This is a genomic window from Alphaproteobacteria bacterium (assembly GCA_039980135.1).
Lineage (GTDB): Bacteria > Pseudomonadota > Alphaproteobacteria > UBA6615 > UBA6615 > UBA8079.
On the sequence record JBDXCV010000003.1, the window covers coordinates 97,101 to 117,889 of the forward strand.

A 20,789-nucleotide genomic window follows, 5' to 3' on the forward strand; every position below is an offset into this window, starting at 1 on the left:
GTCAAGAATTCGGACTTCACCGAACGATCACACAGGCGTGCGGCCGGCCGGTGCGTACGGATCGAGCAGCGCGTTCGGCAACGCCATCAGACGCGGCGCATCGGTCCAGAGCAGGAAGGCGTCGACTGCGCGATCAGGCCAGGTTTGCCGGATAACATGCCGGTAAGCCGCCATCTGGCGCAGATAAATCGGGGCCACATCCGATGCATTCGCGGGCGGCGGGCGATTCGACTTGTAGTCGACGATCGCGACCCGGTCGTCGGAAATCACGAGCCGATCGATTTGCCCGGAAATCACAAAAATTGTGCCGTCCGGTGCGGTCGCGGTTCCCGTGATCGACAGCTCGGCCAGGCTTTCCGGACCAAACAAATGGGCAAACTCGGCCGATTCCAGAACAGCCATCACCTCGGTCACAAGCGCGGCCTGGGCGGCGGGCTCAAGCGCCAGCCCGGGTCGCGCGAGATAGCGCTGCGCCGAATCACGCCGCATATCCGGCGCCAGCGCAGGCAACCATTGCAGCAATCGGTGCAGGATATTCCCTCGCGCGAAACGCGCACCGTCATCCTCTGGCCCGACGGGCGCGCGCACCGGCGGGTCTTCACCCGGATCGGACGGGGCCAGCGGCCGCGGCGGTGTCGGTTCGGGCGGTGCGGGCTGGCCCATCCAGATTGGCGGTACGGCGGTCGGTCTGTCAGCGCCCGTCCGGGCCTGTTTGACCTCGCCGCGCTGCGGTGCCGACAGGCGCAGAACCGGTGTCTCCTCGGTCGCGATGGATGCCAAAACAGGTTCTTCGACCGCCCGCGCCACGGGTGCCAGCGCCGGGCGCACAAGATCATACCAGGAACCCTCGGCGGGCGCGTTCCAGCCGCAGATATAAAGGCGTTCCTCGGCGCGGGTCATGGCCACATACAGAAGCCGGCGATATTCCTCATCGCGTCGTGCGCGCACCCGCTCACGCAACGCCTGAGCCTTTGCATCGGCATCATCGGCCCGCGGCAGCCAGAGGAAATACGGCCCCTTTTCGTCCTCATCCCACAATATATTCGGCAGCATGCGCGGCAGGCGCGTCGTGTCGGGCAGGAAAACAATCGGCGCTTCCAGGCCTTTGGCACCGTGTACGGTCATCACGCGCACCGCACCACTGGTCTGGTCGAGATCGCGTTTGACCTCTGCCTGCCCCGCCGCGACCCAATGCAAAAACCCCTGAAGGGTGGGCGCATGGCTGCGCTCATAGGCCAGGGCGAGAGAAAGAAACTCATCGATCGGATCCGCCGCATCGGCCCCCAGGCGCGCAAACAGCCGCGCGCGGCCGCCGCGCGCCAGCGCACCGGCATACAGTTCGTAGGGGCGCTCGAAATCGACCCGCCCCAGCAGATCGGAGAGCAGGTCATGCGCCTCACCAAACAGGGCGTGGGCGTCTCGGTTCTGCACCAGCGTCCGCCAGAGACTGACCTCGCCCCGGTCATGGGCAAGCTTGAACAGGAGATCCTCGTCGAAACCGATCAGCGGGCTCTTGAGCAGGGTCGCGAGGGTCAAATCATCCTCGGGCAGCAACAGGAACGCGCCCAGCGCAAGCAGATCCATCACCGCGATCTGCTCACTGAGGACCATGCGGTCGACCCCGGCAACCGGCACGTTACGGGCCTTGAACGCCCGCACGAGAGCCTCGACGAAGTCGCCGCGCTGGCGCACGAGAACCATGATATCGCCGGCCGCGATCGGGCGTCCCTGGCTCTCGAGTATCTCGCCGGAGGCCAACCAGTCGGCCGTGCATGTCGCGATCAGATCGGCCAGTTGCTCCATCGCGCCGGCACGGGTGACCGGATCGACGGGTGGCTTCCAGGGTTCGGGGTCGTCCAGCTTGTCGACCACGAGCGGCGGCCAGAGCTCGACCCGACCCGCCGCCATGCTGCGCAACGGAGTGTGCTGTACGGGCGTGTCGGGATCGACCACGCCGGCCCCGGCTCGCGGTTCCGCGAAGACCCGGTCGACCGCCTCAAGCACCGGCCGCGCCGAACGGAACGAAAAGTCGAGCGCGACATTGTTCCATGCCCGTCGCGCATCCCCGGCGCGGGTCTCGAGAAACCTGCGGACTGCGTCGAAGCGGCTTGGGTCGGCGCCCTGGAAACCGTAGATCGACTGCTTCGCATCCCCGACTGCAAAAACGCTGCGCGCGGGCAGGCCGGCGGCTTCGGCGGCTTCTTCGCCGGCCCCCATGCCCGCAAAGAATTCTTCGACCAGAGCCAGCACGACATCCCACTGCTCGGGATTGGTGTCCTGCGCCTCGTCGATCAGCACATGATCGATACCGCCATCCAGCTTGAACAGGACCCAGGCCGCCGCACCGTCACCGCGCAGCAGGGCGCGGGTGCGCGCGATCAGGTCGTCATAGTCCAGCCGGCCGCTTGATGCCTTGCGCGCCTCGTATCGCGAGACGAGCTCCGCGGCGAGCCGGACCAGCGCGCTGTTCGCCTGATAGAGATCGGCCTTCCGCAGCATCTCGTGGACCGCCAGCAGCCGTTCGCCTTCGGCCCGCACGACCGCCTCGACGTCGGGATTCTTCTGCTTGACCGGCTTGGTCGCAAGGCGCGCGCGCAGCTCTCCTTCTTTCGTCAGATAGGCCAACGCATAGGCATCGAATCCCTCGACGCGCGCCGCGGTGACGCCGGCCAGCCAGTCACCCATCAGCTGCGCGCGTTCCTTGTCTGTTTTCGAACCCCCGGCGAGCGCGCCTGCCGCATGGCGCAGCGCGGCACCGTCAAACGAACCTTCCGCGCATGCACCGGCAAGCACCTCGACCGGATCGGTATCGGGTGTCACATCGAGAATCTCGGCAATCCGTGCGCACACACCGTCGAGGCCGCCGAATGTCTGCAACATCTCGGCAAAGGGCGCCCGGGCGCGGGAAATCTCGTTGAGAAGATCGGGAAACCTTGTTTCATGCACACGGCCGGCCACGTTCGCGACGGCCAGACCCAGGTCGCCGTCATCCATATGCGCGCTGGCCAGCAGTGCCGCCTTGGCATCCTCCAGCAACTCGCCCGCGTCGCGTTCCTCCATCACCTGGAAATGGGGCACCACGCCTGCCTCCAGCGGGAACCGCCGCAACACCGACTGACAGAAGGCGTGGATCGTCATGATCTTCATGCCGCCCGGGGCTTCGAGCACCTGCGCGAACAATTGCCGCGCGCGGCGGGCCGCGTCGTCCGGCGGCGGCGCCCCCAGCAAATCTGCCAGCCGCGCCGCGAGCATGTCGTCGTCGAGGACCGCCCAGTCTCCCAGCTCGGCATTTATTCGCCGCGCCATTTCCGCCGCCGCGGCCTTGGTAAAGGTCAGGCAGAGCACCCGTTGCGGCGCCACGCCCGCCAGCAACAGCCGTAACACCCGGTCACGCAGGACCCGGGTCTTGCCCGCGCCGGCCGACGCGGACACCCATGCGCTGACTTCGGCATTCGCGCCATCGCGCTGCCGCGCGCTGACCCGTTCGAGCAATTCGGGGTCGAAATCCGTGAGGCTCATTCGTCCGCCTCCCCGCTCGCCCATTCCTTGACCCGCGCCAGATGCTCATAGTCAGAATAGGCCGGCGCGCGATCGGGGCGCGGGCGCGCCTCATACACGGTTTCCGGGTCGTCAAACCGGGTGACAAGCGCCTTGACCCCGTCCAGGGCCTCGGCGGCGGTTTGCGCAGGGTCATCGGCCGCATCACGCACCTGACCCGGCTCACGCCCGCCCGACAGGCGCCAGAAGGCCAGCTCCTCGACCGGTTTGGCCGGAATGCCCGGAAAGCCGCCCTGGGACACCATTGCCGCCTCCAGCGGCAGCTGCGGCGCAAATCCGGCCTGCACCTCGCGTTTGGTCGGCGGCGCGCCGGTCTTGAAGTCGATAACGGCGATCCCACCACCGACCAGTTCGTCGATCCGGTCGGCACGCGCCGTCAGGCGAAACCGACCGCCGGGGGCGTCAAACTCAATCGCGCCGCTGACTTCCATATGGGTCGCCTCCAGACGGGCCCGGCGCCCGGCCTCAACCGTCAATACCCAATCGGCAATACGCAGGAATCGCGGCCACCAAAAGGTCCAGACCGCGGGCACGCTGCGATAGGGCGCGAGTGCGGCCTCACCATGTGCGTGCAGCCGGTCACCCGCGTCTGCCGGTAGCGGGCCCGGCGGCAAGTCCGCCAGGAATACATCCAGAATATCGTGGATCAGCGAGCCATAGATCGCCGCATCGGCATTCTGGTCGAGGGGTGGCAGGGCGCGCAGTTTGAGAATCTCACGGGCATAGATCCCATACGGGTCACGCATCCAGGTCTCGATCTGGGTGACCGACAATCTTCGCGGGCGAGCCGCGACGGGCGGCGACGGCCGCGGGCGCACCGCCAGCGACACCGCGTCCGCATCCTGTCGCTCACCGGGACCATCCAGCGCGTGCCACCAATCGCGATAGGCCTGCGCGCGGGTCTCGGCGTCGGGGTCGGTCCGGAGGTCCAGCGCGCGCGTCGCGACATCGAGCCGGGTCAGCCAGCGCGACGGCATGCTCGGGGCGCCGTCCACCCGCGCCGACCGGGTGAGGACGACGTCTCCCGCGCAAAATGCCTGAGCGAAATCATGCGCACTCAATCCAATCCGGCGCTCGGGAGACGGCAGCCCGAAATCGGCACGCATCGTCCGCCCCATCCACGGGTCCACGGACGGGTCCGGCGGCCAGCTCCCTTCGTTCAGACTGCCCAGAACGGTCACGTCGAAATGCTGTAACCGCGCCTCCAACGGCCCGAGAATGGCCAGGCGCGGATGCGCCCCGAATCGGGGCCGCACCATGCGTCCGGCCAGCAGCGAATCGAACAGGGCCGGATAGCGCCCCGGGGGTATCGGTCCGAGACCGTCGCCGGCCTCCAACAATTCAGAAACAAAAGTCGCGAGCGCCTCCCCGGCATCACCGCTCCATAGCCGGGCGGCCCCGGTCATCTCGTCGCTCGCGGCCAGCGCCTCGCAGAACGCGATATGCGCGCGCACATAGTCCGGCAGCATCACCGCCGGCGCGCGCTGTAGCGCCGCAACCGGCGCCCCGATGTGGGCAATCCTGTCGATCAACGCGAGAACGCCGTCATAGTCTTGCGGATCGGCGTTATCGCGCGCGGCGAGTCCTTCCGCCGCGCGGTCGAGCGCATGCGACTGACGCGTTTGCGCAGCCGACCGCAGGCCATCGAATCCGCTCGCCGGGCGCGGGCCGCGCAAGACCAGACGCTCCAGCTCCCGGGCCATTGCCCGAAATTCCGCCGGTGATCGTCCGAAAGCTGCCAGGGGATGTTTCAGCAACGACAGGAGCGGCACAGGCGCCAGGTCCTCATGCAGCGCCCGAACTGCCAGCCGAAGGAAGATACCGGGAGGTGTTTCCGCCAGCGGTGTGCCGGCGCTGTCATCGATATCGACGCTCCAACGGCCCAAGATCGACGCCACCCGGCGCGCGAGTCCCCGATCGGGCGTGATCAACGCAGCGGTACGGCCCTCGGTCTCCAGCGCCTCGCGCAAGACAAGCGCAATGATGCCGGCCTCCTCATGCGGTTCCTGTGCTTCAATCTGTACGACACCCTGCAATGCTTCGGGTGCGATGCTCCCGCGCTCCTCACGCCAGGCCCGGGTCGTAGCTGCCGGACGCAAGGCTTCGCCGACCAGGCGTTCGCGCGCCGGGCCCGACCCGCGTGCCGGCGCCGTGGCGGGCCATTCCGCGACATCCATCCGGTCCGCCTCCAACCGCTGCAGCAATTGCCGCAATCCGAACTGGGGATGGCCGGAATCCAAGCTGGCCCAACTGTCCGCGTCGAGCATTCGATCGAGACCCGGCAGCACGACATATCCCGACGGCAGCCCTGCCACCGTCGCAAGCAGGTCCGCCGTCGCGGGAATGCTGCCCGTACTCCCGGCGGCGATAATCGGGTCACGCGGCGGATTACGACGCCACGCCGCACCCCGTGCATGCAACAGGCGGTTGCGGCGTTCCGCCGGGTCAATCGCGCCCTCCCCAGCCAGCACCGCCGGCCATGTCTCGGTGAGAATTTTCAGGAAGCCGAGCGTCTCCTGCCAATGGGCGGCATAGGCATCGGGAACCAGGTTTTCGAGCGCATCGAAATCGAGCCGCTCTGTTTGCACCTGATCCAGCAATCGACCAAGCTCGCCGGCCAGCTCGATCGCGTGATCGACCGACAGTTCCTGGGATTGGCCGAGCGGCCGCGCCTGCAGCAGCCGCGCCAACAATATCCGCCTTCGCAGTTCCGGCACCGCGGGCGGCACCTCGGCATCGACCTCAAGCAGGGCCGCCGGCTCCCCGGTCAGCAGCATCTCGTCTTCGTCGATATCGCCGATCGGAATCAATCGCGGCAACACCAGAGGGGCGCCATCGGTCAGGCGCAAAAAAGCATCCTGCATCGCACGGCAGGCCCGCCGGGTCGGCAACAGGATCGTCGTTCGTGCCAGCGCCAGAGGATCGTCATCGGCAACCGACGCGGACAGGATTCTGGATGTCAGCTCCGCGAGAAACGGCCGGTGCGCTGCGATCGAATAGAGCCCCGGCGCCGGCAACGCGCCAGACCCGGCCGTGGTCGCCTCGCGCGCGGGCCCGGTCATGGGTGCAGGTCGTGCAGCCGTTCCGCCCACGCCCGCGGCCCCGAAAGCCGTGCGACCCGCGTTTGCCCGGATGCCGCGTAGTCGAGCTGGACATCCAGCCGCGTTGCCGGCAGATCGGCACCCAGCCGTTCCGCCCATTCGAGCAGGACGATTCCCTCTGCCCGCGCGTCGTCGAAGCCGAGCTCAACGACCTCATCGGGATGGCCGATGCGATAGAGATCGAAATGCCAGACGGGAACCGGGTCGGTCTCATAGTGCTGCACGAGCGTGAAGGTCGGGCTCGGCACCGGACCGCCATAACCCAGCCCACCGATCAATCCACGCGCCAGCGTGGTCTTGCCCGCACCGAGATCGCCCGCCAGCGCGAGCAGGTCGCCACGGCGCAGGTGTGGCGCCAGCGCCGCCCCCAGCGCCACGGTGGACGCCGCATCAGGCAGATCGAAGCGCCGGGCATATCCGTCCGCGCCCGCCCGGTTCGGCTCGAGCGCCGACCCCTGGGCGTTCATACCGCCTCTTCCGCGGTATCAGGAGCCGTCGACCGACGTGGCAGACGGCAAACGATGGCGGTGCCCTCATCGGGCGCCGATTCGATCGCGACATCACCGCCGTGCAGTTCGACGAAACTCTTCACCAGGCTCAACCCGAGCCCGGCACCCACGCCCGATTGCCGCCCACGCGGCCGGTTGCCGCGCTCGAATTTTTCCAGCACCCGTTCGCGCTCATCGACGTGAATCCCGACCCCGGTATCCGAGACCCGAAACTCGATATCCTCGTCGAGGCTTATCGACGACAGGGTGATCACACCGCGATCTGGCGTAAACTTGATGGCGTTGCTGACCAGATTGAACAGCACCTGCTTCAGGCGCCGTTCGTCGGCATACATCGATCCGATATCCGTAGCACAATCGAGAACCAGTTTCTGCTCCTTGCCCCGTGCGCGCTCGCGATTCAGCGCAAACACGCCGGCAATCATCGTGTGAATATCGAACTGGACCCTGTCGAGCGTCATATACCCGGCCTCGATCGTCGCCAGATCGAGGATGTCGTTGATCAATTCGAGCAAGGCCTCGCTGGCCTCGAGAATGCCACCGATATACTCGCTTTGCCGCTCATTCAGCGGACCGAACATGTCGCCATTCAGCACTTCGGCAAATCCGATGATCGTGTTCAGAGGCGTGCGCAGCTCGTAGGAGACATTCGCCACGAACTCCGACTTCAACCGGTCGGCCTCCTCAAGCGCCTCGTTGCGTTCGCGCAACGCCCGTTCGACCCGGTTCGAATCCGAGACGTCAAAATAGGTCATCAGCATCATGCCGTCGGGCAACGGCACGCCGGTATACTGGATGACCGTGCCGTTGGCGCGCTCATGGGTTCCGGAAACCGGCTCGCGCGACATCAGCCGACCGATGATTTCCTTCCGGCGCTCATCCCAGGCGGCCTCATCATCGACCGCGTAGAAGTGCCGCGCCTTGTCGACCAGGTCGGATATCTGCGGTTCTCCCGCAAGGTCGGCCTCGCTGAACTGCCAGATGCGGCTGTAGGCCGAATTGCAGAGTTTGAGGCGCCCATCGGGGCCGACCAGCGCGACACCCTCATAGAGGTTATCCAGGGTCCGGCGCTGGACTTCGATGAGCGTGTTGTACTGCGCCTCCATCGTCAGGCGATCCGTCACATCCTCATAGGTGAACATCAGGCCACCCAGCGGATGCGGCGAGACGCGCTTGAACAAGGTCTTGCCATCCGGCAGATGGACCAGAGTCTCGGTCGGCGCGATGAGGGATGTGAACAGTGCGACCTGCTCCTGCTTGTAGGCGCGGAAATCGACCTCTTCGGACACAAGCCGGCGGTCGCGCAGCGTCTCGAGCTCGTCACCGAGCGTCGGTTCGCTATCGAGCCACCCGGGATCGGCGTCCCACAGGCGGGCATAGGCGCTGTTGTAGAATTTCAATCGCGTGTCCGAGCCATAGATCGCCACCGCAACGGCGAGGTTCTCGAGCACGTCGCTCTGGGCCGCGACATGACTCGACAGCTCCTCCTGCACCTCTTCCAACTGGGTAAAATCGACCGCGTAGCCGATCACACCCATTTCGCCGGCGGACACCTCGTTGAACTCCAGCAGCCGGCGCGCGCCGTCGATCACCACATGCCGGCTTTCCGACTGCGGGGTCCCGGTCGACTGCGCGCGGGCGGCGATCTGTGCCTCGACATTGGTTTCCAGATCCTCAAGCTCTGACGGTCGCGTCTCGCCGTCATCGGAATCCGGACTGATGGCCTCCACATAGGCGCGGTTGACCTGGGCCAGCGACAGGTCGCGGCTTCGTCGCCAGACCATGATCGGCAACGCATCCAGCATGGCCCGATAGCCGTCTCTCTCGACCTGGGCTGCCGTCAGCTGGATGGCGGTATCGGACTGGATGGCCGTCTCGTTGGTCACGTCGGCAACCCACAACACGTCGAGCGGCACGTCGCGCGCGCGACGCCCGTCGATCCGCAATGCCTGACCCGCATCAATTGTCAGCATCGTCAGGGAGAAGCCCTCGCCGCGCGTCTGGAGTCCCTCGACCAGCCGCGTGATCCGCTGGCGGTCGGCCTCGCCAAACTTTGCCAGAAACGCATCGAAGCCCGCGCGGCCGTCATCGAGCATCGCGGCCAGGCCGTCGGAAATGACGGGGTCGCCCCCGTCGAGCCAGGTCACGAAACCGCCGGGAACGGTGGCGAGCGTCGCGCCGAGGCGGGAGCGCGATGCCTCGGCATCACGCATTCTGCGGCCACCCGAGTACCGGCCGAGCGCATAGCCGACGACAGCGGAAGCACCCGCGATCGCGGCAATCACCAGAATCAGTACATGTATCGACACGCGCTGCAATCTCGCACAGTCATACCGGCCGGCCATGTGACCGGCGCGGCGCCCCGAATCGGGCGGAACGATCGGAGTCTAGTGACTTGTCTGCCCGGAATGAACCGCTTCCTTGCCAACCCGGTTCCTTTCCGCCGATGCAGCGGCCGCCGGTTAGTAGCGATAGGCCTCGGGCTTGTAGGGGCCGGAAACCGGAATACCGAGATACTCGGACTGCTTGTCCGTCAGCGCTGTCAGGTTTGCCCCGACCTTGGCCAGATGCAGAGTGGCGACCTTCTCGTCGAGATGCTTCGGCAGCACATATACGTCCTTGCCGTACTTCCCGTCGCTGTTGTTGTTCCACAGCTCGATCTGCGCCAGCACCTGGTTGGTGAAGGACATGCTCATCACGAAACTCGGATGGCCCGTGGCATTGCCGAGATTCACGAGACGCCCTTCCGACAGAAGTATCATTTTCTTGCCGTCGGGGAACTCGATCTCATCGACCTGAGGTTTGATATTCTGCCATTTGAAATTACGCAGCCCGCCGACCTGGATCTCCGAATCGAAGTGGCCGATGTTGCACACGATCGCCCGGTCCTTCATCGCCCGCATATGGTCGACGGTGATGACATCCACATTGCCCGTCGCGGTGCAGAAGATGTCGCCGACAGCCGCACCCTCTTCCATCGTGACGACTTCGTAGCCTTCCATCGCTGCCTGCAGGGCGCAGATGGGGTCAATTTCCGTCACCAATACGCGGCAGCCGGCGTTGCGCAAGGATTCGGCAGAACCCTTGCCCACTTCGCCATACCCGGCAACCACGGCGACCTTGCCCGACATCATCACATCGGTACCGCGGCGGATACCGTCCACCAGGCTCTCGCGACAGCCATACAGATTGTCGAACTTCGACTTGGTCACGGAATCATTGACGTTGATCGCGGGGAACAGGAGCGTGCCCGCTTTCGCCATGTCATAGAGGCGGTGAACCCCGGTGGTCGTTTCTTCCGTCACGCCCTTGAGGCTCTCCGCGACCTTCGAGTACCACCCCGGCTGTTCGGCGAGGCGCTGCTTGATCGAGGCATAAGCCGCCTCTTCTTCCTCATTCTCCGGATTGTCGAGTACCGAAGGATCGGTCTCCGCCTGTTTGCCCAGATGGATCAGCAACGTCGCATCACCACCATCGTCCAGGATCATGTTGGGGACTCCGCCATCAGCCCAGTCGAAGATCCGGTGGGCATAGTCCCAATATTCCTCGAGCGTCTCACCCTTGGTCGCGAAGACGGGCGTCCCGGTCGCGGCAATCGCGGCGGCGGCATGGTCTTGCGTCGAATAGATGTTGCAGGACGCCCAGCGAACATCGGCGCCCAGCGCCTGCAGGGTCTCGATGAGTACGGCCGTCTGGATGGTCATGTGCAGCGAGCCGGCGATGCGGGCGCCCGCGAGCGGCTTGGACTTGCCATATTCATCGCGCAGCGCCATCAGGCCCGGCATTTCGACTTCGGCGAGATCGAGCTCTTTTCGGCCCCAGTCGGCCAGCGAAATATCAGCGACGATGTAATCGCCGTCGCCGGCGGGTGATTCGACAGCGGAAGACATGCATTCTCTCCAGTTGAATTCGTTCGACGGGTACGCCCGTCTGCGAGCGCGCATATAGCAGAGCAACCGGGTGCGCCACAACCGACGGTCGGGCAACACCATCCCCGTCTGTGAGGCCGCCCACCATGCCCGGTCGCCAAACTTTTGCCTGAATGCTACGCATCGGCAGTAAGCCGCCTACCGATAAATTCATCGACGTGATGAAATCTTCTTGTAGGCCTCATGAAACCCGCCTGTAACCGTTGGCCGCTACAACCGCTTCCGACAAAACAAACAGGCTGCAAACGCGATGCGGTATCACAACCACGCCTGCACCGCTTTGGAGGTAATTGAGCGATGTTTAAGAAAGTTCTTCTTGGGGGCAGCGCGCTCGCAAGCGTTGCAGTTCTGGCCCTGCCTACGCATGCAGGTCAGGTCGGATCCAAGGATGCGATGAGTGTCACCCTCGGAGGCGAGTTCCGATTCAACATCGGCTTCATCGATCAGGATGTCTCCGCGATGCGCGGTCGTGGCTACCAATTCCTCGTTGACGATTCCGAGATCAAGATCAAGGCCAGCAATACCGCAGACAATGGCATCAAATATGGCGTTGGCGTCGAGCTGAATGCCGGCGCCGGCGACACATCGGCTGCGGATGAGGCCTATGCCTATCTCGACAGCGACAGCTGGGGCCGCGTCGAAATGGGCGACCAGGACGATGTGACCGATCGCATGCACATCGCCGCGCACAACATTCTGGTCGGACGGGCCGGCGCGGACGGCGATCCCGCTGACTTCATCGGCTTCGGCACCGGCAGCGGCATCTCGGCACCGGGTGTCGATTCGACCAGCGATGACACCAAGATCAGCTACTTCTCGCCGCGTTTCTTCAGCTTCCGGGTCGGCGCGTCGCTGACCCCCGATTCGGGCGCAACCTCCGGTGGCGCCGCAACAGCGGATTCCGACGCCGACGGTAATTTCGAGAACGTCCTCGGCCTTGCCGCAAACTATTCGGGCAATTTCGACGACGTCGCCATCGAAGTCGGCATTATCGGCGAGTTCGGCGACAGCGAAACCGCAGGCGGCGCCGCGACCGAGGGTGAAATCGAGACCATCGGTGTGGGTGCGACTGTCGAGTTCGCCGGATTTGGCATCGGTGCCGAGTATGTGGACTTCGCCGAAAAGGGCGTCGCGGAGGCGACCCGCACCGCCGGCGGCGACGCGGGCAGCTACTACCAGCTCGGTGTGGCGTACAAGACCGGCCCCTGGGGCGTCAGCCTCGGCTGGTTCGACAGCTCGGTGTCCAACCCAACGGGCAGCGGCGGCGACACGGACATCAACATTCTCTCCTTCGATGCCTCTTACGACGTGGCACCCGGCTGGGAACTGATGGCGTCTCTCCACTTGGCCGAAGGTGACAATATCAACGCGACGGCGATTGAAGTGGACAACGACGGCACCGCTTTCGTGATCAGCAACCAGTTCGATTTCTAGCCCAACACAATATTTGGATTCCCTTGATCCAACCTCCCGCGCGGCACTCCTGTTGGGTACCGTGTTTGGTTTGGGATGGCTTGCATAAATATTGGGCACAGTTGCTTAAACATCATGCAAGTCGTTCTTATAATTGATGTATTTCTGCAACATCGCCGAAAAATAGCGCTGACAAACGCTGTTCGAGATTGCAGTCCGGACACATCCGAATAGGATGGCCGCACTTCCACTGCAGATAATCAATAAGCAAAATCCCAGCGACGTGGAGGACGCAACGCAGAGAAATTGGACCCGGCGCGGTCCGGCAGATACATAACTTGTATCTGAGAACTGTGATGTTATAACGTTCACGCGCATGAGGCGCGGGCCACCACATGTTGGAGATTATTTTCATGAACAAGAAATCACTTTGGCTGAGCACGAGTGCGCTCGTCGGCGCAGCCATGATCGCGACCCCGTCCATGGCGGGCCAGGTCGGATCGAAGGACGCCCTCAGCGTGACGCTGGGCGGTGAATTCCGCTTCCAGGTCGGTTTCGTCGACCAGGATGTCTCGGCCACCGCCGGTCGCGGCTACCAGTTCAAGGTCGACGAGTCCGAGATCAACATCGGTGCCGCCGCCACGGCCGACAACGGCCTGAAGTACGGCGTCAACATCGAGCTGAATGCCGGTGCCGGCGACGCGTCCGCCGCCGATGAGGCCTGGGCGTTCGTCGACAGTGACAATTGGGGCCGGGTCGAAATGGGTGACCAGGACGACGCCACCGATCGCATCTTTGTCGAGAGTGATGACGTACTCGTCGGCCGGGCCGGTCCCGACGGCGACGTGGCCGACTTTATCGCCTTCGGCACCGGCGGCGGCGTCGCCGCCACCGGCAACACCTCCACGGGCGATGCCACGAAGCTGACCTATTTCACGCCGCGCTTCGCGGGCTTCCAGCTCGGTGGGTCGCTGACCCCGGATTCGGGTGAGACCTCGGGCGGCCCGGCCACAGCCGACGCCGACAATGATGGCGACTTCGAGAACGTGTTCGGCATCGGCGCCAACTATGAAGGCAAGTTTGACGACGTGTCCTTCGTCGTCAGCCTGACCGGTGAGTTCGGCGACAGCGAAACCGCTGCCGGTGCGGACACCGAGGGTGAGCTGGAGACGATCGCCGTCGGTGCGACCGTCAACTTCGCTGGTTTCGGTCTTGGCGCGGGTTATGTTGACTTCGCCGAAGCGGGCCAGACTGCGGCAGCCATGGCGGGTGGTGCGGATTCCGGTTCGTATTACACGATCGGCGGCTCGTACACGACGGGCCCGTGGGGTGTGAGCCTGAACTGGTTCGAAAGCACCAAGAGCAACACCACCGGCATCAGTGACACCGACATCCAGATCGTTTCGCTGGACGTCGCCTACGCCGTGGCGCCGGGCTGGGAGATCAACGTCTCGGCCAATACCGTTTCGGCCGACAACATCAACGCAACGGCCGTCGCGGTGAACAATGACGGTTCCGTCCTGATCATCTCGAACCAGTTTGATTTCTAGTCTCTGAAAGACAGGATTTCAGGAGAACGGCGCCTCGTCATCGGGGCGCCGTTTTCTATTCCTCCCCGAACCCGTCCGAGACCAGCGCCACCAGCGCATCGAGTGCCGCGCGCGCATCGACCCCCGATGCGCCGATCGTGATCCGCGAGCCCGGCGCCGCGGCCAGCATCATCAACCCCATGATCGACGTGCCGGGCACCTTCGAACCGTCTTTCTCAACGAAAATATCGGCGTTGAAGGTCTCCGCCAGTCGCACAAATTGCGCGGCCGCACGCGCATGCAGCCCGCGGGCGTTGGTGATCTCGACCACCTCTGAAAGCGGGTCCGCCGCCATGCTTTCTACGCCGGCTTCGTGCTCAGCAGCGCCGACGCGACGCTGATGTATTTTCGGCCTGCCGTTTGTGCCGCCTCGACAAGCGCCGGAAATTCCAGATCATCGCGTGCCTGCGCCAGCTTGATCAGCATGGGCAGGTTGAGCCCGGCAATTACTTCGACAGGCCCGCCGTCAATCTTGGAATCCATCACCGAAATCGCCAGATTTGACGGCGTCCCGCCAAACATGTCCGTCAGGATCACGACCCCCATACCCCGTGCGACCCGCGTGGCAGCATCGACAATATCTTTCCTGCGTTGTTCCATGTCGTCATCGGCGTCGATGCAGACCGCCTCAATCTGTTCCTGCGGTCCGACGACATGTTCGAGGGCAGCAGCGAATTCTGCGGCCAGCCGGCCATGGGTCACGAGCACTAATCCGATCATCTGGGGTCCTGGTCCGCGTTGAGGTCAAAAGACAATTCCCGGTGGCGCAGTTCGACATGGGTCATGCGTTCGGCAATCCAGTCGCGCAGGCGTTCGGCCACATAGACCGAACGGTGGCGTCCCCCGGTGCATCCGATCGCAATCGTCAGGTAGCTCTTGCCCTCTTCGTTGAAACGCGGAAGCAGGAGCGCCAGCAGGTCCGTCAGACGCGTAAAAAACCCGTCGAAATCCGGATCCGCCGCGACATGGGCACCGACCCCGTCATCCCGTCCGGTCAGCGGGCGGAGCGCCGGTTCATAGTGCGGATTACGCAGGAAACGAACATCGATGACCATATCGGCGTCCCGCGGCACACCGTTACGGTACGAAAAGGACGTGACCAGCACATTCGCCTCGCCCGTCGCCGCACCCATCATGCGGTCACGCAACAATCGCGCGAACTCGTGAATATTCGAGTGACTGGTGTCGATAATAAAATCTGCCGCCTCGCGTAGCGGCGCCAACAGCCGCCGCTCGGCGGCGATGCCGTCGGCGAGTGGCCGGTCGCTGGCCATGGGATGCACCCGGCGGGTTTCGGTGTAGCGCCGCTCGATCACATCATTGGCGCTGTCGAGGAAAAGCATCTCGACCGGGATATCAACCGCCGCCCGCAGGGCCGCGATTTCCTGCGCAAACCTGTCTGCGTTGAAGTCCCGTGTGCGCACATCGATCCCGATCGCCAGGCCACGGCCGGCGGCGGGGCCCTGACGCACCAGGGTCGCCATCAAGCGGACGGGTAAATTATCGACGGCCTCGCAATCCATGTCCTCGAGTGCCTTGAGCGCGGTTGTCCGTCCCGCACCCGACAGACCCGTGACCACCAGCACCCGGCCCGCCAATGACAAGGGCGCGACGGCGCTCTCATCCGCGTCATGTTTCTCGCTCTGGTTCGGTCCGGACATGTCGGCTCAACAGCTCAGTTTCGCGCGCCGACTATACCGTGACGCACGGCCACAACGCCAAGCCGAAGCTTGGCGGGTGTCGACACTTCGAACGGCGCCACGGCGAGCAATTGCAGCTCGACACCCGCGAGACATGTGAATCGCGGTTCGGGATGGCGCGCCACCAGCTCGGGCGCCACGAGATCACAGACCAGCATGACCGGGACCGTATCCAGATATGGCAAGTCCACTATGCCCACACCGCGCACTTCGATCTTGCCCGCAAGCGACCGCGGCGCATTTGCCATCACCACGCCGTCGACGCTGCGCAGTTCCGTCTGGTCATCGGCCACCAATCGTGCCCCGCCGTCGATCAGGCGAAGTGCGAGGTCCGATTTGCCGGCACCGGACGAGCCGCGCAACAGCAAACCCGCCCAGCCACCGCCGGCATCGGGCAGCGCCACACAGGTCGCGTGAACACGAATATTACATTCCGTCATGGTTCCTGCCCCGGCTCCGCTGCGCACCATGCGCAATCCGTTCTAGCGCGCCCTTGCACAGGTCTCCACAAGCGCGTGTGAGTTTTGCCCCGGCGGAACAGCCGGGCGCCGCCACACATGCTATATCAACAACGCAGCAGGGCCGGTGACCGGTCGGACAACCATGTTTGGAAATGCGCGCAGCGGAGAGAATCGAAATGAGCGACGAGAAGAAAACTATCGGCCTGGCAGTCATCGGCTGCGGCACGATCGGCCGCATTCGTGCGGAGTTTGCACGCGACTATCCGGGCATCGGCTGGCTCGGTCTTTGCGACATCAAGGACGATCTGCGCGCCAAGCTCGCCGCCGACACGAATGCCGACTTCCACACCGCCAGTTTCGAGGAACTGATCAAGCGACCCGAAGTCGACGCTGTGATCATCGCGACGGACGAGAATCATCACATGGCCCCGACCATCATGTCGGCGGAAGCGGGCCACGCGCTGTTCATCGAGAAACCGCTGGCGACGGACGCGCGTGAATCTCTCGCTGTCCTCCAATCGATCGAAGCCAACGGCGTCGATGCCGTGGTCGGCTATACCCAGCGGTTCCGCCGCCGGTTCCTGACGGTCAAGGAGCGGCTCGTCACCGGCCAGATCGGCGAAGTCACCGGCGTCGTGACCCGCGCAATCATGAACCGCATGGTCCCCATCGCCACGGTGGCCCGCACGAACCAGCGCGAGAACCTGACGCCGATGGTCGTGTCGGGCACCCATGCGCTCGACATGTGCATGTGGCTGATGGAGGGCAAGACCCCGGTCTCGCTCTATGCCCAGTCCAACGACAAGGCGATGGCGCAATACGGCACCAAGGATTCCACCTTCGGCATCTTCACTATGGATGACGGCACCATGTTCTCGATGAACATCTCCTGGGCGGCACCTGTCATCTGGCCGGGCGCCGTCTACGGGCTGGAGATTGGCATCATCGGCGACAAGGGCGTGATCGATATCGAGGATACCCACCGCGACTTGATCATCGCCTCCGAGATCCCCCAGGGTGCGGGCTACGCGCCGGACGGGTTCACCCCGGAATTCCAGCGCCATGTGGATTTCATGACCAGCTACCCGCCGGGAGACATCTATAACGGCCAGCTCTGGGGTCCGATGCGCGAGGAGACCTTCTCCTGGTATCAGCGCCTGTGCGCCGGCCTCGATACGCCCCACGCCACGGCCCAGGACGGCCACCGCAACCTCATGCTGACCATGGCCATGGACAAGTCCTCGAAGCTCGGCGAACGAATCGACCTGCCGCTCGAAATCGACGACTATTACGACTGACGCGCGCCGGGCGCGCACGGTCATGCAACGAGGGGATAAACCATGTCGGATACGCTAACCTGGGAGCATATGCTCGAGCGGACAAGCGCGGGCCCGATGCTCGGCAAACCGCTTTTCGTCGTATTCACCTACCCGGCCGACGGCATGGGGCCGATCCAGGAAAACATCAAGGAGCATCTCGCCTATCAGCGGATGCTCGAGGATACCGGCGTGATGTTCGCCGCCGGCCCGATGGGCGATCGCGGCGGCGAGACATGGTCGGGCTCCGGCATGGTCGTGATCCGCGCGGAGAACTTCGCCGAGGCCGAGAAAATCGCGGCCACCGATCCGATGCATGCCGCCGGCGCGCGCAATTTCCATGTGCAACCCTGGATCGTCAATGAAGGCACGATCACGGTAAAAGTCGGCTTCGCCTCGGGTTCGCGCGAGATCGACTAAACGCCTTGGCAACCGGGCTCTCGATTGACGCCCACACAACCGACAACGTATTAAAAAGGGCTGGCGTCACGCGTTTCCCCCAACAGGGAGCCCCCGTTTCCGCGCGACCACAGCGGGGAGGCGGAACGGCACATGGCAAAGAAGGCCAAGTCCGAAATCAAGGCAAAGCCGGCTACAGCCAAGCCGGGCAAAACCAGGGCGCCACGTCTAAAACGGGCGCCGGGCAAACCGCTCTACGCCCAGGTCGAGGAGGTCATCCGCCGCCGGCTGATCGACAATTACTGGAAACCTGGCGATGTGCTGCCGAGCGAGTTCGATCTCGCGCGCGAATTGTCCGTGAGCCAGGGCACGGTCCGCAAGGCGCTCAACGACATGGTGGCCGAGAATCTTCTCGAACGCCGCCAGGGTCGCGGGACCTTCGTCTCCGAATATACCGAGCGGCGCGCCCTGTTCTTGTATTTCAACTTGATCGGCCCCGACGGAGAACGGGCCATGCCGGTAAGCCGCGTTCTCGCCTGCGAGCAACGCCCGGCGACCGAGCATGAGCGCGATCGTCTGCTGCTCAGTCCGGGCGCGAATGTGATCGCGCTCCATCGGGTGCGCTCGCTGGACAACGATCCCGCGATCGTCGAGCGCCTCACGCTGCCCCAGGAGCTTTTCCCGGGCCTGGGCGGTGACGCGAAGCTGCCGGAGAATCTCTATCGCTTTTTCCAGGGCGAGTATGGTGTCACGGTTGCCAAGGCCGATGAATCCGTGCGTGCCGTGGCGGCCGACCCGCTGGAGGCCCAGCTTCTGGGGGTGATGCCCGACGCGCCCCTCCTCGAGATTGACCGGGTCGCCGTGACCATCGACGGACGCCCGATCGAATGGCGGGTCAGCCGCTGCAACACCACCAACTACAGTTACGTCGCCGAACGGGGCTGACCGGCCCCGGCACAAACCAATCGGAGAAAAATCATGACCACACCGGAAATCGGTGTCATCGGGCTCGGCAATATGGGCCGGGGAATCGCCGACAATTTCGCCAAGGCCGGTCACGCGACCGCCGTTTGGGACGTCAGCGCGGACGCGCGCGCCCCGTTCGAGGCGCGTTCGGACATAATTGTCATGTCGCCGGGCGAGATGGCCGCAGCAGGCGCCATGATGGTCTATGTGGTCCCCGCCACGCCGGAAATCGAGAGTTCCTTCGAAGGCCCCGACGGGGTGCTTGCCATGACCGGCGAAGGCACCATCATTTTCGACCTGACCACGTCCTTTCCCGAAGACACCGAGCGGATCGCAGCCCGCGCGGCCGAACACGGCATCACCTATCTGGATGCGGCGATGAGCGGCGGGGCCACGGGTGCGGATGCCGGCGCGCTGACCCTGATGGTCGGCGGCGACGAAGCCACGTTCGAGGCCTGCCGTCCGAAGCTCGACGCGATCGCCGACAATCTTTTCTATCTGGGGGATGTGGGTTCGGGTCATGCCATGAAACTGATCCACAACATGGTGGTCCATGCGGTCTTCCTGACCACCTGCGAGGCCGGCCGCATGGCGGAGCGCGCCGGACTCAAGCTCGCGGACATGATCGACGTGTTCAATGTTTCGAACGCGCGCAGCTACGCGACGGAGGCACGCTTCCCGAAGCATATCCTGTCGGAGAAGTGGGACGCGCGCTCGCGGGTATACAATCTGAACAAGGATCTGGGGATGGCCGTGCGCTTGGCCGAGAGTCTCGGCATGGACGCGCGCTACGCGAAGGAGACCAGCGCGTTCCTCAACAAGGCCATCGACCGCGGCATGGCGGAAGATGATTACAGCCTGCTATATCCGGTCTTCGACGAGATCCGCGAGACAGAATAACGGCCAGGCCGATCAGCCGCCGCTATCCCTGCGGCAGATACTCGAACAGATCGTCGCGGAAACGCCGCATCGTGCGCTCGGTGACCGGGCGCACCGCTTCGACGAAGGCCGCGCGCTCGTCTTCGGACAAGTCGATAAGCTCGTTACCGGCGTCGGCCAGCTTGACCGCGATCTCCTCGTCGTCGCCCGCCGCGAAACCGCGCTGGGCCGGCGTCGCCGCCGCCAATGCCGCCTCGACCGCCGCCCTGACGTCATCGGGCCAGCCATCCCAGGTCGCCTTGTGGGCGAGCACCACGCACGGACCGAAGAAATGCCCCGACCGTGTGATCCAGCGATGCTGCTCGTGGATCGCGAAATTGAAGGTGTTGGTCAGCGGGTTCTCCTGCGCATCGACCGTGCCGTCCGCACACGCGCCCGGCAGGTCGGCCACATCGAGGGGCACCGGTTCGAAGCCCATGGCCGCGAAACTCTCCTGCTGCAATTCGCTGAACAGCGTGCGGATCTTGAGACCCTCGCAGTCTTCGGGCGTGTGGATCGGCCGGATGCCGTTCGAGAAATGCCGGAAGCCGTTGTCCCACCAGGCGACGATGCGGAAGTCCGCCGCCTCGGCCATCTTGTCCATGATCAGCCGGCCCAGGGGGCCATCGAGCATTGCATAGGCCTGCACCCGGTCGCGGATCAGGAAGGGCAGATCGAACAGCGCGATCTCCGGCACCTTGTCGGCCAGATAGCTCGACGAGAAATAACAGAGCGTGGTCTCGCCGGTCGCCACCATGTCGAGCAGGTCGGCCGCCTTGCGGCCCTGCTCGGTCACGTTGAGGACATGCTCGAATGCGACCCGGTCGCCGAGCGACGCGGACAGGCTTTCGGCAAACACCCCGACCGCCCGGTTGTGCACCGAGCGTGGCCCCTGATAGCCGGAAAAACAGATCTCGAACTCAGCCATGG

At 64.3% G+C, this 20,789-nt stretch carries 16 protein-coding genes; 6 read left to right on the forward strand and 10 right to left on the reverse strand.

Translation table 11 applies throughout. The annotated features are described in order from the left end of the window. Positions 1-27 precede the first annotated feature (27 nt). The 5 genes from addA to ahcY form a co-directional block, all read right to left on the reverse strand. Entirely contained in the window at positions 28-3,519 is a 3,492-nt protein-coding gene (addA, locus tag ABJ363_02380) for a double-strand break repair helicase AddA (protein MEP4377820.1), read from the reverse strand. Beyond that, positions 3,516-6,620 carry a double-strand break repair protein AddB gene (gene addB / locus ABJ363_02385; GenBank protein ID MEP4377821.1) on the reverse strand — a complete coding sequence of 1,035 codons (3,105 nt, stop codon included), beginning with the start codon at positions 6,618-6,620 and terminating at the stop codon, positions 3,516-3,518. The genes addA and addB overlap by 4 nt, the downstream gene beginning before the upstream one ends. Then, on the reverse strand, positions 6,617-7,126 hold the full coding sequence (gene tsaE, locus ABJ363_02390; GenBank protein MEP4377822.1) for a tRNA (adenosine(37)-N6)-threonylcarbamoyltransferase complex ATPase subunit type 1 TsaE: 510 nt from the start codon (positions 7,124-7,126) through the stop codon (positions 6,617-6,619). Before tsaE ends, addB begins: the two co-directional genes overlap by 4 nt. Next, positions 7,123-9,477, reverse strand: a complete 2,355-nt coding sequence (locus tag ABJ363_02395) for an ATP-binding protein (protein MEP4377823.1) — start codon at positions 9,475-9,477, stop codon at positions 7,123-7,125. Before ABJ363_02395 ends, tsaE begins: the two co-directional genes overlap by 4 nt. A 153-nt stretch (positions 9,478-9,630) precedes the next feature. Beyond that, positions 9,631-11,058: an adenosylhomocysteinase gene (ahcY, locus tag ABJ363_02400; protein MEP4377824.1), complete on the reverse strand. Its 1,428-nt coding sequence runs from the start codon at positions 11,056-11,058 to the stop codon at positions 9,631-9,633. A gap of 336 nt (positions 11,059-11,394) precedes the next feature. On the opposite strand from ahcY, the gene ABJ363_02405 reads away from it, so the two are divergent. Further along, entirely contained in the window at positions 11,395-12,531 is a 1,137-nt protein-coding gene (locus tag ABJ363_02405) for a porin (GenBank protein MEP4377825.1), read from the forward strand. 392 nt (positions 12,532-12,923) lie between these two features. Next, complete coding sequence (locus ABJ363_02410; GenBank protein MEP4377826.1) at positions 12,924-14,060, forward strand: porin; 1,137 nt, start codon at positions 12,924-12,926, stop codon at positions 14,058-14,060. A 55-nt stretch (positions 14,061-14,115) separates the two neighbouring features. On the opposite strand, the gene ABJ363_02415 is transcribed toward ABJ363_02410, so the two are convergent. The 4 genes from ABJ363_02415 to ABJ363_02430 are packed head-to-tail and all read right to left on the reverse strand — an operon-like array spanning position 14,116 to position 16,239. Beyond that, a complete protein-coding gene (locus ABJ363_02415) occupies positions 14,116-14,394 on the reverse strand; it encodes an HPr family phosphocarrier protein (GenBank protein ID MEP4377827.1) in 279 nt (92 codons plus the stop codon). A 5-nt stretch (positions 14,395-14,399) separates the two neighbouring features. Next, a complete protein-coding gene (locus ABJ363_02420; protein MEP4377828.1) occupies positions 14,400-14,819 on the reverse strand; it encodes a PTS sugar transporter subunit IIA in 420 nt (139 codons plus the stop codon). Further along, entirely contained in the window at positions 14,816-15,760 is a 945-nt protein-coding gene (gene rapZ / locus ABJ363_02425) for an RNase adapter RapZ (protein ID MEP4377829.1), read from the reverse strand. The genes ABJ363_02420 and rapZ overlap by 4 nt, the downstream gene beginning before the upstream one ends. A gap of 14 nt (positions 15,761-15,774) precedes the next feature. Next, complete coding sequence (locus ABJ363_02430) at positions 15,775-16,239, reverse strand: HPr kinase/phosphatase C-terminal domain-containing protein (GenBank protein MEP4377830.1); 465 nt, start codon at positions 16,237-16,239, stop codon at positions 15,775-15,777. A gap of 197 nt (positions 16,240-16,436) precedes the next feature. Between ABJ363_02430 and ABJ363_02435 the strand changes: the two genes are divergently transcribed. The 4 genes from ABJ363_02435 (at position 16,437) to ABJ363_02450 (ending at position 19,841) form a co-directional block, all read left to right on the forward strand. After that, positions 16,437-17,558 (forward strand): Gfo/Idh/MocA family oxidoreductase, encoded by a 1,122-nt coding sequence (locus ABJ363_02435; protein MEP4377831.1) that lies wholly within the window; start codon positions 16,437-16,439, stop codon positions 17,556-17,558. 42 nt (positions 17,559-17,600) lie between these two features. Beyond that, positions 17,601-17,996, forward strand: a complete 396-nt coding sequence (locus ABJ363_02440; GenBank protein ID MEP4377832.1) for a YciI family protein — start codon at positions 17,601-17,603, stop codon at positions 17,994-17,996. 132 nt (positions 17,997-18,128) lie between these two features. Next, a complete protein-coding gene (locus tag ABJ363_02445; protein ID MEP4377833.1) occupies positions 18,129-18,920 on the forward strand; it encodes a GntR family transcriptional regulator in 792 nt (263 codons plus the stop codon). 33 nt (positions 18,921-18,953) lie between these two features. After that, positions 18,954-19,841: an NAD(P)-dependent oxidoreductase gene (locus ABJ363_02450; protein ID MEP4377834.1), complete on the forward strand. Its 888-nt coding sequence runs from the start codon at positions 18,954-18,956 to the stop codon at positions 19,839-19,841. Positions 19,842-19,863: 22 nt separating this feature from the next. Here ABJ363_02450 and ABJ363_02455 read toward each other — a convergent pair whose 3' ends face one another. Next, positions 19,864-20,787, reverse strand: a complete 924-nt coding sequence (locus ABJ363_02455; GenBank protein MEP4377835.1) for a TRAP transporter substrate-binding protein — start codon at positions 20,785-20,787, stop codon at positions 19,864-19,866. Between the last annotated feature and the right edge of the window lie 2 nt (positions 20,788-20,789).